We start from the raw sequence: 15495 nt of genomic DNA on the forward strand, positions 1-15495 counted from the left end.
GGCGTCATCCGGCGCGTCGCAGGACGCGCATCCGAATGAACTGGCAGTCCTGGGCCTCCCCAGTCGTGGGGCCCGAAACCGGGGGAAATCATCGTGAGCAAACTTCGCTTCGCAACACTTTCGCTGCTGGTGTCGTGCGCATTGTCCGGAACCACTGTCGCTGCCCCGGCCCCCGCGTCCATCGCGGCGGATGCCAAGCCTGCGGCCAGCGGTCGCCTGGTGCGCGACGGCGTGGCGATCGACTTCGAAGCGCGCCCGGCCGGCGATGCTACCGAGCTGGTCGAAGGCGGGCTCGCCGACATCCGCTTCCGCATTACCGATGCCAATACGGGCAAAGGGGTGCCGGGACTCGCGCCGGGCGCGTGGCTGGACCTCGCGCACGTGATCTCGAACCCCAAGGCCAACGAGCAGAAGGAATGCAAGGACAAGATCGCGCTCTACCTGAAGGGCGTGGTCGGCGTGCGGCCGATGGTGGACCTCAACAGCTATTACCTGCTGGTGCTCAACAAGGATCCGAGCATCAGCGTGATCGACCCGCTGACTTCGGTGGGCGGCGTGACCAGCACGCTGACGCGCATCATGCTCAAGCGGCCGCCGGTGGACTGGGTGAAGAGCCCGGACGGCAAGCATCTCTTCGTGTCGATGCCGGTCGCCGACCAGGTGGCGGTGGTCGATGCGGGCACCTTCCGCGTCGTCAAGGATGTGGATGCGGGCGACGAACCGGTGCGCGTCGCGGTGCAGCCGGACGGGCGCTACGTGTGGGTCGGCAACAACTCGCGCGACCCGAACCGCAGCGGCGTCACGGTGATCGACGCCCACAGCTTCAAGCCGGTGAAGACCTTCGCGACCGGCAAGGGGCACCATGAGATCGCCTTCAGCGACGACTCGCGCCACGCCTTCGTGAGCAACCGCGACACGGGCACGGTGAGCGTGTTCGACGTGGCGACGATGCAGAAGGTGAAGGATCTGCAGACCGGTCCGCGGCCGATCTCGGTGGCGCAGTCCGCGCTGTCGAAGGCGGTGTACGTTGCCGACGGCCAGGCGGGCACAATCACCGTGATCGACGCCAAGACGCTCGCCACGCGCAAGGTCATCCAGGCCAAGCCCGGCCTCGGGCCGGTGCGCTTCACCGCCGACGGCCGCTTCGCCTTCGCGCTGAACACGATGGAGAGCGTCGCGACGGTGGTCGATGCCGGCAGCGACGAGGCGGTGCATGACATCAAGGTGGCTTCCGAGCCCTACCAGGTGACCTTCACGGCGGGCTACGCCTACGTGCGCGGCCTCGCCACCGAGCGCGTGACGATGGTGAAGCTCGACACGCTGGGCAAGGGGCGCGAGCCGGTGCTGCAGAGCTTCGCGGCGGGCGGCGAGGCGCCCAAGCTGGCGGGTGACCTGCCGCTGGCGGCGAGCCTCGCGGCGCGCAACGACGAGGGTTCGGTGTTCGTCGTGAATCCGGCCAACAACACCACCTACTTCTACATGGAAGGCATGAACGCGCCGATGACCGGCTACCTCAACCGCGGCCACACGGCGCGCGCGGTGACGGTGGTGGACCGCGCGATGAAGCAGGGCGAGCCGGGGGTGTTCTCGACGCAGGTGACGCTGCCGGCGTCGGGCAAGTTCGACGTCGCCTTCATGCTCGACCGGCCGCAGGTGCTGCACTGCTTCAGCGCCGAGGTGAAGCCGGGTGCGGTGAGCGACGCCAAGCTCGCGGTGCCGCGCCTCGAGTTCCTGCCCGCGCCGGTGACGGTGCAGGCGCCGGGCAAGACGACGGTGCGCTTCCGCCTCGTCGCCGGCAAGAAGGACTCCCCGCGCACCGGCATCAAGGATCTGAAGGTGAGCTACTTCGTCGCCCCGTCCGGCACGCGCCAGAGCGCCGCGGCACGCGAGGTGGGCGAGGGGGTGTACGAAGCGCAGGTGCTGCTCGGCGAGACCGGCGCGTACTACGTGCATGTGGACTCGGACGCGTTGAAGGATGCGCAGAACAAGCCCTACCTGACGCTGCGCGCGGTGTCGGCGGTGGCGGGCAAGACCGCGGGCAACTGAGGAGGAGGCGGCAATGAAGAAGGGAGCAAGGAACACGAAGCACGATCGCAGGACCAGGATCATGCGCGCCAGCCTGCTGGCGCTGGCGGTGACGGTGGCCGCGAGCTTCATCGTGCCGGGCCTGGCGCGGGCGCATTCCGAACATGCGATGAAGCCGCAGGCCACGCAGGTCGCTGCGGCCGATGCCCACGCCGGTCATGCGGGCCACGCGAATCATGCCAACCATGCCAACTCCGACATCAAGCTGCCCGAGGACGTGTCGGTGCGTTTCCCCGACGTGCTGCTGCTCGACCAGAACAGCAAGGAGCGGCGCCTCAAGTCCGAGGTCATCGGCGACCGCATCGTCGTGATGGACTTCGTCTACACCAGCTGCACCACGGTGTGCCCGGTGGTCTCCGCGATCATGGGCGAAGTGCAGCAGAAACTCGGCGGGAAGGTCGGGCGCGAGGTCGCGCTGGTCTCGCTCACCGTCGATCCGGTCCGCGACACCCCCGCCCGCCTGCGCGACTACGCGCGTTCCCGCGGGGCGGGCGCGGGGTGGTCGTGGCTCACCGGCAGCACCACGGCGGTCAACGACACGCTCAAGGGTCTGGGCACGTGGACACCCAACTTCGAGGACCACCCCGTCGTGATGATGGTCGGCGACGGTCGCACGGGCAAATGGACGCGCTTCTACGGCTTCGCGGACCCCGCGATGCTGGTCGCGCAGGTCGAATCGCTGATCGCGGCGCGTGCCGCCACCCGGGAGTAAGACAATGATCGCTGCACGCCGCACCCTCATCCGCGCATCCCTCGCCGCCCTCGGGCTGGCTGTCGCCTCGGGCGCCTTCGCGCAAGGCAAGCATCACGACGGGCATGCCGGTCACGGCGACCACGCCGGGCACGCCGACAAGCACGGCGCCGCCGCGGCCAGCACCCAAGCGGCCGCCCAGCCTGTCGTGGCCCCCGCCACCGGCGGCGGCACGCACGACGCACGCGCCTACTTCACCGACACCGAGCTCGTCGACCAGAACGGCCGCAGGGTGCAGTTCTACAGCGACGTGCTGAAGGACCGCGTGGTGATGCTCAACGTGGTGTACACGAGCTGCAAGGACGCCTGCCCGCTGATCACGCGCAAGCTCAAGGAGGTGCGTGATGCGCTGGGCGAGGAGGCCGCGCGCAAGGTGCATTTCATCTCGATCAGCAGCGATCCGCTGAACGACACGCCGGCCTCGCTGAAGGCCTTCGCGGTGAAGAACGAGGCCGACAATCCGAACTGGACCTTCCTCACCGGCGACAAGGCCAAGGTCGACTTCGTGCTGGGCCGCCTCGGCCAGCTCGGCCAGAGCGCCGAGGAGCATTCCACGCTGCTGATCGCCGGCGACGTCGCGACCAAGCGCTGGAACAAGATCCGCCCCGATGCGCCCCCGCCGGCCATCGCCGAGCGGCTGAAGGTGCTTACCGAGCCCGTCGCGAAGGTGAGCGCGGCACGGTGACGATCATGGCAAGCCGCCGCCTCTTACGGTGGTCGGGTGTGATGGCCACGCTGGCATGCGCCGCGGGGCCTGTGGCCGCAATCGAGCTGACTGCTTCCGAACAGGCCGGAAAGCAGATCTTCCTCGAGGGCCGCAGTGCCTCCGGCAGCAACATAGCGGCCCGCGTCGGTGGTGCGGACACGGCGATACCGGCAACGGTGGTGCCGTGCGCCAACTGCCACGGCGCTGATGGCCGCGGGCGGCGCGAGGGGGGCGTGCGCCCGCCCGACATCACCTGGCGGCGGCTTGCCCTCTCCTATGGCCAGCGTCTGGAAAACGGGCGCGAACGGCCGGCCTACGACGCCGCGAGCTTCGCGCGCGCCATCACCAGCGGGGTCGATGCGGGCGGCAACCGGCTCGACCCCGCGATGCCGCGCTTCACGATGTCGGCGCGCGACGTGGAGGACCTGACGGCCTACCTCAAGCGCCTGGAGGACGACGGCGATCCGGGCCTGCTCGCCGACGCCGTGCGCGTGGGCACGCTGCAGCCTGCGGCCGGCCCGCTGGCCGAGCTGGGCGCGACCGTCACGGCCCTGCTGCGCGGCACCTTCGACGCCGTGAACGCCGGTGGCGGCGTGCATGGGCGGCGCGTCGAACTGGTGGTCGCGGATCCCGGCACCGACGCCGCGGGCGCGGAGGCGGCGCTGCGCCGCCTGGTGGAGGACGAAAAGGTGTTCGCCGTCGTCGCGCCGCTGGTGCCGGCGCTCGACGGGCGGCTGGGCGAGCTCGCCGATGCCGCGCGCATTCCCGTGGTCGGTCCGCTCGCCCATCTCACCGGCAGCGGCGGCCGTTTCGTGTTCGACCCCCTGCCCGGTCTGGGCGAGCAGCTCGGCGCGCTCGGCGAATACGCCGCCACGGCGCTCAAGCTCGCGAACCCGCCCGCCGCGATCGTGCACCCGGACGAAGCCCGCAGTGGCGCCATCGCCCGCGCACTGGCCGAGCGCCTCGCGCGCCGCGGCTGGTCGCAGGTGCGCGCCTATGCCTACGTACCCGGCGCGTTCGACGCGGCCGGCGTGGGCACGGCACTGGCCGGGCAGGGGGCGCAGGCCGTGTTCTTCATGGGGCGCGATGCCGACTTCGGCGCGCTCGCGGCGCAGGCGCCGCTGCAGAAGTCGCCGCCGTGGCTGTTCGCCGCCGCCAACCAGGTCGGCGCGGCTGCGCTGCAGCTTGCGCCGGCGCAGGCCGGGCGCGTGTTCATCGCCTACCCGACGCTGCCGCAGGACTGGAGCCCGCAGGGCGCGGGCGCACTGCGCGCGGTGCGCGAAAGGAGCGGCGCAGGCGAGCGCCACCCCGCCTTCCAGGTCGGCGCCTACGCCGCGGCGATGGTGATGGCGGAAGGCTTGAAGCGTGCGGGGCGCGACGCCAGCCGCGACAAGCTGGTCGCCGCGCTGGAGAACCTGCACGGCTTCCAGACCGGCGTCACCCCCGCCATCGGCTTCGGCCCCGGGCAGCGCATCGGCGCGCCCGGCGCCCACATCGTCGGCGTGGACGCGCAGAAGCGCGTGTTCCGCCCGACCGGACGCTACGTGCGCCTCGACGCGGTGCAGGAGTGAGTCGATGGGCTATTGTTAGGAGGAAGACGAGTGAGGACAGACCAGGCACAAGTCAGGCGCGCCGCCACGGCGCAGGAGAGGAGAGGAGGGGCCGTTCGCCACGTGCTGAGCGGCCTGCGGCTCGGGGCGGCGGCCCTGTGCCTGGTCTGCACCCTCGCGTTGCCAACGCCGGCCACCGCGCAGGAGGTCGGCGTCGCGGCGCGCGTGAATGGTGCGGAGATCTCCGTCTTCCGCCTCGAACGCCATTTCGAGGACTACCTCAAGCTGCAGGCGCGCAATGTCGCCGCGATCCGCAATCCCGAAGTGTTCAAGCGCCTCAAGCGCGAAGCGCTCGACCAGCTCATCGACAAGGAGCTGCTGTGGCAGGAGTCGCAGCGGCGCGGCATGAAGGTCGACGACGCCGCCGTCGAGGAGGCGCGCAAGGGTATCGAGGGGGGCTTCGCGACCCGCGAGGCCTACGAGCGCCGCGTGCGCGACGCCGGCTTCAACGAGGCCACCTACGCCGAGTACCTGCGCCACGAGCTCGCGGCCAGCCGCGCGCTGCAGGCGCTGGCGGGCATGCCCGAGGTCAGCGACGAGGACGTCAGGCGCACGCTGGAACAGGAGCCCGCTCCCGCAGGCATGCCGGAGGCCGAGGCGAAGCGCCAGGTGCGCGAGTACCTGGTGGTGAGCCGCCGCGCCGAGGCCGGAAGCAGTGCGCTGCAGAAGCTGCGCGGCGCGGCGAAGGTGGAGGTGTTGCAGAAATTCTGATCGGAGGCCCCACGCTGGGGGGAGTGACCCGGGGGGCGGGTGGCTTTTCCCCACTTTCGGGGGCGGACGCGGGCCCGCCGCGAGCCGGATCCAGCGGAAACAGGCGCGGTCAGCGGGGCGCAGAAGCTGGCACAAAGCGTGCTGAACAACCGTCATAAGCAGCACCGCCATTCAGGACCGGGGCGGTGCGCAAGCGGAGACGGCCATGTCAGCCACAAGAAGAGTACTGATAGTCGAAGACGAGGACATCCTCGCGGAGAACCTCCAGGCCTACCTGCGGCGCGCCTGCTGCGAGGCCCGCGTGGCCTCCGACGGGGCGAGCGCGATCCGGCTGCTGGACGAGTTCGCGCCCGAGGTGCTGGTGCTCGACTACCGGCTCCCGGACATGTCCGGCTTCCAGGTGCTGGACACGATCCGGATGCGCGGGGCGACCGCCAACGCCATCCTGATGACGGGGCAGCCGCGCGACGAGGTGTGCGAGGAGGCGGCACGCCGGGGCATCGAGCACATCCTGTTCAAGCCCTTTCCGCTCGCCGAGCTGTCGAAAGTGGTGTGCAGCCTCGGGCCCTACGTGCCGACGCGGGTGGCGGGCGGGGCGGAGCAGTACGGCACGCACGGTTTGACGCATCCGGACCGGCGGCAGCATCCGAGCCACCGCTTCCCGATGCGGCTGTATGACGGAACGTGGCTGTTTGCCGACCGCCGTCATGCGCACAAGGCCGTGGATGGTCGGCAGGACGACGACGAACAATGACAACAGAGAGGCGCCGCAGCGCGCGCCCGGGCTAGCCGGGGCGCGCGCTGCGGCGATAACAAGGAGCGGGCCGGGTCTGAAGCTGCCCGCAGGAGGTCGATGCGATGGACATGCATGTCACCCCCGCGATGGTCGTCCCCGACGACGGCCAGGGCGTGGTGGCGCGGCTCGATGCCGCGCTGCTGCGTACGGCGCGCGAACGTGCCGCGGCACAGGGCCGCCGCGCGATCGACGAACTGGAGGAGCTCGCCGGCCTCGAGCCGCGCGACTTCGCGCGCCGCCTCGGCATCACGCTGCACTACCCGGTGATGGGCGGCGAGCAGCTGTTCGCCAGCGCGCCGGATTTCTCGCAACTGCCGCTGGCCGAGGCGATCAAGCACGAGTTCGTGCTCGTGAAGCGTCCGCCCGAGGCGGGCGGCGGCCTCGTCGGGGTGTTCTCCGACCCCTTCGACGGCGCGCGGCTGGCGTGGATCGACGAGCGCCTCGCCGGCGCGGAGCTGTTCCTCGCTCACCCGGCGGACCTTTCCGCCTACCTCGCGCGCCATGAGGAGGACTTCCACGCCATCGACTCGCTTGCCGCGACGCAGGACGAGGCCGAGACCGTCGAGGACGTCGAGACGCTGTCGCTGGCGCGCATCAGCGAGGATTCCAGCGTCGTCGTGAAGCTCGTCAATTCGACCCTCTACGATGCGCTCAAGGCCAAGGCCAGCGACATCCACCTCAGCGCCACCGGCACCGGCATGCTCATCAAGTACCGCGTCGACGGCGTCCTGAACACCGCCAGCCGCGTGCAGGGCGCGGAGGTCGCCGAACAGATGATCTCGCGCGTGAAGGTGATGGCCGAGCTCGACATCGCCGAGAAGCGCGTGCCGCAGGACGGCCGCTTCAAGGTGTCGATCAAGGGGCGCCAGATCGACTTCCGCGTCTCCATCATTCCCAGCATCTTCGGCGAGGACGCGGTGCTGCGCGTGCTCGACAAGCAGGACCTCGCCGACCAGGTGCATGGCGTGCGCCTCGAGTCGCTCGGCTTCGAGGCCGACGTCATGAAGACGCTGCGCCGCCTCGCGAGCGAGCCCTACGGCATGGTGCTGGTCACCGGCCCCACCGGCAGCGGCAAGACCACCACGCTGTACGCGATGCTCACCGAGATCAACCGCGGCGTGGACAAGATCATCACCATCGAGGACCCGGTCGAGTACCAGCTCCCCGGCGTGCTGCAGATCCCGGTGAACGAGAAGAAGGGCCTCACCTTCTCGCGCGGCCTGCGTTCCATCCTGCGCCACGACCCGGACAAGATCATGGTCGGCGAGATCCGCGACCCCGACACGGCGCAGATCGCCGTGCAGTCCGCGCTCACCGGCCACCTCGTGTTCACGACCATCCACGCCAACAACGTGTTCGACGTGATCGGCCGCTTCACGCAGATGGAGGTCGATCCCTACAGTTTCGTGTCGGCCCTGAACGGCGTGCTCGCGCAGCGCCTGATCCGGCTCGCCTGTCCGTCCTGCGCCGTGGAGCTGCGCCCGCGCGACGACGAGCTCGTCGCCTCCGGCATCGACCCCGCGGACACGCACGGCTGGCGCTTCGTGCACAGCCCCGGCTGCGGGCGCTGCCGCGGCACCGGCTACCGCGGCCGCAGCGCGATCGCCGAAGTGCTGCTGCTCGACGACGAGCTGCGCCAGACCATCATCGACCGCAAGCCCATCGCCGAGCTCAAGGAGCTGGCGCGGAAGCGCGGCCTGCGCCTGCTGCGCGAATCGGCGCTCGACCTCGTGCGCACCGGCCAGACCACGCTGGAGGAGATCAACCGTGTCACCTTTGTCGCGTGACAGCTTCGTGGCCGTTCTCGCCCCGGCGCGGGTGACGCTGCTGCGCGCGGCGCGGGGGGGGGCCGCACCGTGCGCAAGCAGCGACTGCGAAGGCGGCTGGAGCGGTGCCGCCGATGCGCTGCAGGGGCTGCTGCGCGAGGCCGGCGCGCGCCGCGGGCGGCTCACGGTGGTGCTTTCGAGCCACTTCGCGCATTTCCGCCTGCTGCCGTGGAGCGACGCGATCGGCTCGCCGGCCGAGCTCGAGAGCTTCGCCCGCATCGGCTTCGAGGACATCTACGGCCCGGTCGCGGCCGGCTGGGCGCTGCGCATCTCGCCCGAGGCGGCGGGCCGCCCGCGCGTGGCGGCGGCGGTCGACAAGGCGCTGCTCGAGCGCCTGCAGTCCATCGCGCAGGGCGCCGGGCTGAGCCTCGAATCGGTGCTGCCCCACCTGATGGCGGCCTACAACCGCCTGCAGCCGCGTCTCGCGCGCGACAACTTCGTGTTCGCCGTGGCCGAGCCGGGCCGTTGCAGCATGCTGCTGGCCCGCGCCGGGCAGTGGCTGTCGGTGCGTTCCAGCGCCTGCGGCGACAGCGAACGCGCCGTCGCGGCGCTGCTCGAGCGCGAATGCGAGCTCACCGGCATCGGCGATCCGGCCGCCGGGCCGCTGCCGACCGTGTATGTGCACGCCCCGGGCCGCGCGGCGGGCGAGTGGCCGGCCGTGGAAGGCATCGCGCCGCAGGCGCTGGCGCTGGGTGGCGGCGATGCCTGGCAGGACATGGCGCTGGCGGTCGCGTCATGAACCGGCTCGAACTCGACTTCCAGCGCACGCCGCGGCCCCGCGCCGGCGGCTGGTTGCTGCTGGTCGCGGGCATCGCGCTGGTCGGCTCCGCGGCCTGGGCCGGCCTGCGCGTCGAGGCCGAGGCCGCGGCGCTGGAGACCACCGTGCGCGACATCGTCGCCGGCCTGCCCGAGGCCCTGCTCGAGCAGCACCCGCCGGGCGCCGGCACGAAGGGCGGCGGGAAGGGAAACAACAAGGAGGGCGACAATGCGCTCGCGGACATGCAGCGCGTGCAGGCGCGCATCGACAATCGGCCGTGGCAGGCGCTGTTCACGACCCTGGAAGCGCTCGCCAGCGACGACGTCGCGCTGCTGTCGCTGACGCCGGACGCGCGCAAGCGCCAGCTGCGCATCACCGCCGAGGCGCGCGACCTCGGCGCGATGCTCGCCTACCACCGCCAGCTGGAGGACACCGCCGCGCTGCGCGACGTGTCGCTCGTCAATCACGAGTTCGCCGAGCAGGTGCAGGGCCGGCCGGTGCGCTTCAGCCTCGTCGCGAACTGGGTGACGGACCATGCGCGTCCATAAGCTGACGCTGCACGAAGCGGTGCGCCGCCTCGGCCTGCCCGGCCTCGGCGGTGCCGTGCTGCTTGCTGCCGCCGCGGGCTGGGCCATGGCGGTCGTGGTGCCCGGCATCGAGTCGCGCGAACGTGCAGAACAGCATGTGCTGCGCGCCCAGGCCCAGGCCGCCGCGGTGCTGAACGGCGAAGTGCACATCGCCCAGCCGCCCGCACGCCAGCTCGACGCCTTCTACGCCGGGCTGCCGGCTCAGCCCGCCGCGACGAGCGCGATCGACGGCCTGTACGCCGCCGCCGAGGCCGAGCAGATCTCGCTCGCGCGCGGCGAATACGCGCTCGCGGTGGAGCAGGGCACGGACATGGCGCGCTACCAGATCCTGCTGCCCGTGCGCGGCAGCTACGCCCAGCTGCGCCGCTTCATCGACGCCGCGATCGCGAAGGTGCCGGGCCTGAGCGTGGAAGACCTCGACCTGCAGCGCAAGGCGGTGTCCGACACCGAACTCGAAGGGCGCATCCGCATGACCCTGTATCTGTCGAGGCGCTGATGGCGGATCGGCGCAGGCTCTTCTGGGTGGTGTTCCTCGGCGCGGCGGCCGCGCTCGCAGTCATTCCCGAATTCTTCGACAAGCCCGACGCGGAACCGGTGCAGCCGGTCGCCCGTCCGCGCGCGGTCGCACCCGCCCTCGCTCCGGTCGCGCAGAACGGCCAGCTCGCCGAGCTGCGCTCCGCTCCGGCCCCGCTTGCCGCCGCGGCATCGGGCAATACGCCGCCCTCCGCTGCGCAGGCCGGCGCGGCGACGCCTCCGGCGGCGGGAAGCGGAGCGGCGGATGTCGCCCCGGCCGCCGCAGCCGCGCCGGCCGATGCGGCCCCGCGCGCCGCGCCCGAGCTCTTCGCCGCGCACAGCTGGTACGTCCCCCCGCCGCCTCCGCCGCCGCCTCCGCCGGCACCCCCTCCGCCCCCGCCTCCCGCGCCCACCGCGCCTCCCATCCCCTACGAATATCTCGGCAAGCTCAGCGACGGCCAGACCGTGCGCGTCTTCCTCGTGCGCGGCGACCGACCCTACACCGTCTCCGAAGGCGATGTGGTCGATGGCAGCTACAAGGTGAAAAGCATCACCGACACCACCATGACACTCGTCTACCTTCCTCTGGACATCACCCAGACCCTGCCCGTGGGAAGCAAGCCATGATGTTGGAGAAAATGCTCCGCCGTGCCGTACCCCATGTCGCGAAATTGTTCGTGAAGGCACGGACCCGTAGGGTGGGAGGAGCGCAGCGCATCCCACCACGCGGCGTTCGGGGCGACTCCGACGCCCGGATTGGCGGGATCCGCTTCGCTCCTCCCGCCCTACACGGGTTTGTGCGATTGCCCTGTGTTGCGATCCTGCTGCTGGCGGCCCTGCTTGCCGGCTGCGCGACCGACACCCTGCAGCGCGACGGCATCCGGCTGATCGACGAGGGGCGCTACGAGGAAGGCCTCGCCAAGCTCGACCAGGCCGTGCGCGAACAGCCGCGCGATGCCGCGGTCAACATGGCGCAGACGACGCAGCGCGGGCGCGTGATCGCCGCACTGCTGGCCACCGCCGAGCGCGCGCGCCTGATGCGCGACCACAACGCCGCCGCGCGCGGCTTCGAGCGCGTGCTCGCGCTCGACCCCGCCAACGAGCGTGCGCGCGAGGCGCTGCGCCAGCTCGACCAGCTGCGCAACGCCGGCGAGACGATGCGCCAAGCGCAGACCGCACTGCGTCGCGGCGATCCCGACGGCGCCGACCGCCTGGTGCGCCCGGTGCTCGCGCTCGACCCGCGCAACGACGAGGCGCTCGCGCTCAGGCGCGAGATCGAGGACATTCGCGCGCGCTACGTCACGCCCTATCCGCAGCTGCGCTCGAAGATGTCCGCGCCGGTCACGCTCGAATTCCGCGACGGCAACCTGAAGCAGATCTTCGAGGTGCTGTCGCGCAACGCGGGGATCAACTTCCTCTTCGACAAGGACGTGAAGCCCGACCTCAAGGCGACGCTGTTCGTGCGCCAGGTGCCGGTCGAGCAGGCGGTCGAATTGCTGCTGCTGCAGAACCAGCTGCAGCAGAAGATCATCAGCGACAACACCGTGATGATCTACCCCGACACGCCGCAGAAGCAGCGCGACTACCTCGACCTTACGATCCGCACCTTCCACCTCGCCAACACCGACGCGAAGACCGCGATGAACATGATCAAGACCCTGCTCAAGAGCAAGGACGTGTTCATCGATGAGCGCCTCAACACGCTGACGATGCGCGACACTCCCGACGCCATCCGCCTCGCCGAGAAGCTGCTCACGACGCAGGGCCTGCCCGAGCCCGAGGTCGTGCTCGAAGTCGAGGTGCTGGAAGTGTCGCGCCAGCGCATCCTCGACCTCGGCCTGCAATGGCCCAGCACCTTCGGCATCCTGCGCCCGGATCTCGGCGGTCCGCCGGGAACGCTCAGCCAGTACCGCGGCATCGACCGCGACCGCATCACCATCGGCCCCTCGCCCGAACTGCGCATCAACGCCAACGACAGCGACGTGAACACGCTGGCGAACCCGGTGATCCGCGTCAGCAACAAGGAGAAGGCGCGCATCCACATCGGCCAGCGCGTGCCGGTGGTGAGCGCGACCTCCACGCCCTCGACACAGGGACCGGTGATCACCGAGAGCATCCAGTACCTCGAGGTCGGCCTCAAGCTCGAAGTCGAGCCCACCGTGCATCTCAACGACGAGGTGCTGATCAAGATCGGGTTGGAGGTCAGCAAGGCCACGGCGCAGACGCCGACCAAGAACGGCACCATCCCCGTGCAGGTCGACACGCGCAATGCCACCACCTCGCTGCGCCTGAAGGACGGCGAGACGCAGGTCCTCGCCGGCCTGATGCGCAACGACCACGACGTCTCGGGCAACCGCATCCCGGGCCTGGGCGACATCCCCGGCCTGGGGCGGCTGTTCGGCAGCAACAAGGACACCATCGGCAAGTCCGAGCTGGTACTCTCGATCACGCCGCGCATCGTGCGCAACATGCCCTACATGAACCCCTACGACATCGAGTACCCGTCGGGCACCGAAGCGGTGCTGAAGGCGCGCAGCGAACCCATGCTGCGCATGACCACGACCGCCCCGACCGTGGGCGCTGCGCCGGCGGCCGCGAACGCCATGACGCGCGATGCGATCGCGCCCGCGCCCGCAGCGATGGCCGCGCTCGCGCCGCCCGCCGCGGCCGGCAGCGACGTGCCCGCCGTGGCCGCCTCGCCCGCCGCCGCGATCCTGTCATGGACCGCGCCCGCCGGCCTGAAACCCGGCGAGGAGACCGACGTGATCCTGCGCGCGAGCCTCGCGCAGCCGCTCAGCACCGCGACCGTGCAGCTCGCCTACGACCCGGCCGCGCTGCGCGTCGTCGCAGTGACCGAGGGCGACGTCATGAACGCCGACGGCGCCATCACCTCCTTCGCCCCGCGCATCGACGACAAGTCCGGGCGCATGTTCGTCGCGCTGTCGCGCTCGGCGCAGCAGGGCGCGCGCGGCGACGGCGCGCTGATGCGCCTGCGCGTGGTGGCCCTGCCGGGCAGCGCCGCCCCGGCCGAGCTGAAGGTGACCAGCGTGTCGGCCTTCGGCGAAGGCAACCGCCCGCTGTCGGTGCCGCTGCCCGCCGCGCTCGCGCTCGGCGCGCAGCCCTGAGGACGGACGATGCGGCGCGCGCGCGGCTTCTCCCTCGTCGAGGTCGTCATCACGGTGGCGATCGTCGCGCTGCTCGCCAGCATCGCCGCGCCGCTCACCGAAACCGTCGTGCGCCGCGGCAAGGAACAGGAACTCAAGAGCGCGCTGTACCGCATCCGCGACGCCATCGACGCCTACAAGGCCGCGGCCGATTCCGGCCAGATCGAGAAGATGGCCGATGCCAGCGGCTACCCGCCGACGCTGCGCGTGCTGGCCGAGGGCGTGCGCGACGTGCGCGACGCCGAAGGCAAGCGCATCTACTTCCTGCGCAGCGTCCCGCGCGACCCCTTCGCCGCGCCCGAGCTGGCGCCCGAGGAGACCTGGGGCCTGCGCGCCTACGACAGCCCGCCCGACAACCCGCGCGCGGGCGCCGACGTCTTCGACGTGTTCTCGCTCGCCAGCGGCGAGGGCATGAACGGCGTTCCCTACCGCCAGTGGTGAGGCCCGCGATGGATAACCCGCACAAGACCCGCGCCGGCTTCACCCTGATCGAGCTGCTGGTCGTGCTGTCCATCATCGCGACCCTGCTGGCGATCGCGGCGCCGCGCTACTTCGGCAGCCTGGAGAAGTCCGAGGACACCGCGCTGCGCCAGACCCTCACGGTGATGCGCGACGCACTCGACCACTACTACGGCGACACCGGCGCCTATCCCGACTCGCTGCAGGCGCTCGTGGACAAGCGCTACCTGCGCAGCGTCCCGACCGACCCGATCACGCAGCGCAGCGACAGCTGGGTGATCGTGCCGCCGCCGGGCGGTGTCGGCGGTGCGGTGGGCGACGTGCGCAGCGGCGCCGAGGGCAACGCGCGCGACGGGACGCCCTACGCGGAGTGGTAGCCGTGCCGGCCGACCTGCCCGGGCGCGAGCGCGGCTTCACCTACATCGGCGCGCTGATGCTGGTGGTGCTGATGACGCTGGCGCTGGTGGGCACGCTGGAGCTGTGGTCGACGGCCAGCCTGCGCGCCCGCGAACGCGAGCTGCTATGGGTCGGCTCGCAGTACGCGCGCGCGCTGCGCCTTTACTACGAGACCTCGCCCGACGTGAAGCAGTACCCGCAGCGGCTGGAAGACCTGCTCACCGACCAGCGCAGCCCGACGCCGCGCCACCACCTGCGCCGCCTGTACACCGACCCGATCACGCGCAGCACCGACTGGGGCCTGATCCGCGGCGGGGACGGCGGCATCGTCGGCGTGTATAGCCAGTCGCGCGACGCCCCGTTGAAGCGCGGGCGCTTCCCGCCGGAGTGGTCGGAGTTCGAAGGGATGGAAACCTACGCGGACTGGCAATTCGTCGCCGAACGCGCCTTCAGCACCACGGCCGCACAGGCCGGCGCGAATGCGAAACCGGGGCCCGCGGCCGCTCCACCTGTCATCGACCCGCGCCAGAGCCTCATCGACGCCGCCCGCGCGCCGCGCCCGGCGCCCGCCGTATCGCCCTTCCAGCTCACGCGCTGAGCGTGGGCCGGGCCCAAAAGCAAAAAGCCCGGCAAGGCCGGGCTTCTTCATTTCGGATCCTGCCGAGGCGGATCAGAGCGGGCGGATGTTGCCGGCCTGCTTGCCCTTCGGACCCGAGGTCTCGTCGTACTGCACCTTCTGACCTTCGGCCAGGCTGCGGAAACCGTTGCCCTGGATCGCGGAGAAGTGTGCGAAGAGGTCCTCGCCGCCGTTGTCCGGGGTGATGAAGCCGTAGCCTTTGGCGTCGTTGAACCACTTGACGGTACCAGTTGCCATTTCTGAATTTCCCAAATCAAAGTTTAAATAAGGGGCGTTTGCCCAGAGTTGCGACAATCGCGATCGGGGGATGACGAACTGAGTACCAGAGGACTTCGAGTACGAAACGCCACGCGATGACTGATGCGCGCCAAGCAGTCTGGCGAAAGACCGCGGCGCGGTCAACTACCCCGAGCCCCGCGGTGCGCGTAGATGCGTGTCATCGTGCACGGTGATGGTGTCCGGCGGGCGCGCTTGTCGATTTTTCCGTGGGAGCGGCT

At 70.7% G+C, this 15495-nt stretch carries 16 protein-coding genes; 15 read left to right on the plus strand and 1 reads right to left on the minus strand.

All coding sequences use genetic code 11. The annotated features are described in order from the left end of the window. The first annotated feature begins 93 nt into the window (after nucleotides 1-93). The 15 genes from U5817_RS01020 to U5817_RS01090 all read left to right on the plus strand — a co-directional run bounded on the left by U5817_RS01020 (nucleotide 94) and on the right by U5817_RS01090 (nucleotide 14959). Nucleotides 94-2046, plus strand: coding sequence for a cytochrome D1 domain-containing protein (locus U5817_RS01020; protein ID WP_407279415.1), 1953 nt, complete (start codon nucleotides 94-96; stop codon nucleotides 2044-2046). Between the two features lie 13 nt (nucleotides 2047-2059). Continuing rightward, a complete protein-coding gene (locus U5817_RS01025) occupies nucleotides 2060-2797 on the plus strand; it encodes an SCO family protein (RefSeq protein ID WP_407279416.1) in 738 nt (245 codons plus the stop codon). Between the two features lie 4 nt (nucleotides 2798-2801). After that, the gene (locus tag U5817_RS01030; RefSeq protein WP_407279418.1) at nucleotides 2802-3521 is read left to right on the plus strand and encodes an SCO family protein; all 720 of its coding nucleotides are present in this window, start codon (nucleotides 2802-2804) and stop codon (nucleotides 3519-3521) included. Between the two features lie 41 nt (nucleotides 3522-3562). Beyond that, nucleotides 3563-5113 (plus strand): ABC transporter substrate-binding protein, encoded by a 1551-nt coding sequence (locus U5817_RS01035; RefSeq protein WP_407279419.1) that lies wholly within the window; start codon nucleotides 3563-3565, stop codon nucleotides 5111-5113. Nucleotides 5114-5143: 30 nt separating this feature from the next. Beyond that, the gene (locus tag U5817_RS01040; protein ID WP_407279420.1) at nucleotides 5144-5863 is read left to right on the plus strand and encodes a SurA N-terminal domain-containing protein; all 720 of its coding nucleotides are present in this window, start codon (nucleotides 5144-5146) and stop codon (nucleotides 5861-5863) included. A 205-nt stretch (nucleotides 5864-6068) separates the two neighbouring features. Next, a complete protein-coding gene (locus tag U5817_RS01045) occupies nucleotides 6069-6617 on the plus strand; it encodes a response regulator (RefSeq protein WP_169132955.1) in 549 nt (182 codons plus the stop codon). A gap of 104 nt (nucleotides 6618-6721) precedes the next feature. Continuing rightward, on the plus strand, nucleotides 6722-8446 hold the full coding sequence (locus U5817_RS01050) for a GspE/PulE family protein (RefSeq protein WP_211167396.1): 1725 nt from the start codon (nucleotides 6722-6724) through the stop codon (nucleotides 8444-8446). Continuing rightward, the gene (locus U5817_RS01055) at nucleotides 8427-9224 is read left to right on the plus strand and encodes a hypothetical protein (protein ID WP_407279421.1); all 798 of its coding nucleotides are present in this window, start codon (nucleotides 8427-8429) and stop codon (nucleotides 9222-9224) included. Before U5817_RS01050 ends, U5817_RS01055 begins: the two co-directional genes overlap by 20 nt. Further along, nucleotides 9221-9790, plus strand: a complete 570-nt coding sequence (locus tag U5817_RS01060; RefSeq protein ID WP_407279422.1) for a hypothetical protein — start codon at nucleotides 9221-9223, stop codon at nucleotides 9788-9790. Before U5817_RS01055 ends, U5817_RS01060 begins: the two co-directional genes overlap by 4 nt. Then, nucleotides 9777-10325: a GspMb/PilO family protein gene (locus U5817_RS01065; RefSeq protein ID WP_407279423.1), complete on the plus strand. Its 549-nt coding sequence runs from the start codon at nucleotides 9777-9779 to the stop codon at nucleotides 10323-10325. The genes U5817_RS01060 and U5817_RS01065 overlap by 14 nt, the downstream gene beginning before the upstream one ends. Next, nucleotides 10325-10969, plus strand: coding sequence for a secretion system X translation initiation factor (locus tag U5817_RS01070; protein ID WP_407279424.1), 645 nt, complete (start codon nucleotides 10325-10327; stop codon nucleotides 10967-10969). The genes U5817_RS01065 and U5817_RS01070 overlap by 1 nt, the downstream gene beginning before the upstream one ends. A gap of 176 nt (nucleotides 10970-11145) precedes the next feature. Next, nucleotides 11146-13467, plus strand: a complete 2322-nt coding sequence (locus U5817_RS01075; RefSeq protein ID WP_407279425.1) for a secretin and TonB N-terminal domain-containing protein — start codon at nucleotides 11146-11148, stop codon at nucleotides 13465-13467. Between the two features lie 9 nt (nucleotides 13468-13476). Further along, nucleotides 13477-13947, plus strand: a complete 471-nt coding sequence (locus U5817_RS01080) for a type II secretion system protein (protein WP_169132837.1) — start codon at nucleotides 13477-13479, stop codon at nucleotides 13945-13947. An 8-nt stretch (nucleotides 13948-13955) separates the two neighbouring features. Continuing rightward, nucleotides 13956-14342 (plus strand): type II secretion system protein, encoded by a 387-nt coding sequence (locus tag U5817_RS01085; protein WP_169132836.1) that lies wholly within the window; start codon nucleotides 13956-13958, stop codon nucleotides 14340-14342. A 2-nt stretch (nucleotides 14343-14344) separates the two neighbouring features. Then, a complete protein-coding gene (locus U5817_RS01090) occupies nucleotides 14345-14959 on the plus strand; it encodes a type II secretion system protein (RefSeq protein ID WP_407279426.1) in 615 nt (204 codons plus the stop codon). A 72-nt stretch (nucleotides 14960-15031) separates the two neighbouring features. Here the strand turns inward: U5817_RS01090 and U5817_RS01095 are convergent, their stop codons facing one another. Then, a complete protein-coding gene (locus tag U5817_RS01095; RefSeq protein ID WP_015433923.1) occupies nucleotides 15032-15235 on the minus strand; it encodes a cold-shock protein in 204 nt (67 codons plus the stop codon). Between the last annotated feature and the right edge of the window lie 260 nt (nucleotides 15236-15495).

Origin of the sequence: Aromatoleum evansii (assembly GCF_045689615.1) — a bacterium.
GTDB classification, from domain to species: Bacteria; Pseudomonadota; Gammaproteobacteria; order Burkholderiales; family Rhodocyclaceae; genus Aromatoleum; species Aromatoleum evansii.

Coding starts and splice junctions, on each gene's coding strand:
- U5817_RS01045 (WP_169132955.1), top strand. CDS start 6,069: ATGTCAGCCACAAGAAGAGTACTGATAGTCGAAGACGAGGACATCCTC.
- U5817_RS01095 (WP_015433923.1), bottom strand. CDS start 15,235: ATGGCAACTGGTACCGTCAAGTGGTTCAACGACGCCAAAGGCTACGGC.
- U5817_RS01070 (WP_407279424.1), top strand. CDS start 10,325: ATGGCGGATCGGCGCAGGCTCTTCTGGGTGGTGTTCCTCGGCGCGGCG.
- U5817_RS01035 (WP_407279419.1), top strand. CDS start 3,563: ATGGCCACGCTGGCATGCGCCGCGGGGCCTGTGGCCGCAATCGAGCTG.
- U5817_RS01080 (WP_169132837.1), top strand. CDS start 13,477: ATGCGGCGCGCGCGCGGCTTCTCCCTCGTCGAGGTCGTCATCACGGTG.
- U5817_RS01025 (WP_407279416.1), top strand. CDS start 2,060: ATGAAGAAGGGAGCAAGGAACACGAAGCACGATCGCAGGACCAGGATC.
- U5817_RS01065 (WP_407279423.1), top strand. CDS start 9,777: ATGCGCGTCCATAAGCTGACGCTGCACGAAGCGGTGCGCCGCCTCGGC.
- U5817_RS01060 (WP_407279422.1), top strand. CDS start 9,221: ATGAACCGGCTCGAACTCGACTTCCAGCGCACGCCGCGGCCCCGCGCC.
- U5817_RS01085 (WP_169132836.1), top strand. CDS start 13,956: ATGGATAACCCGCACAAGACCCGCGCCGGCTTCACCCTGATCGAGCTG.
- U5817_RS01050 (WP_211167396.1), top strand. CDS start 6,722: ATGGACATGCATGTCACCCCCGCGATGGTCGTCCCCGACGACGGCCAG.
- U5817_RS01030 (WP_407279418.1), top strand. CDS start 2,802: ATGATCGCTGCACGCCGCACCCTCATCCGCGCATCCCTCGCCGCCCTC.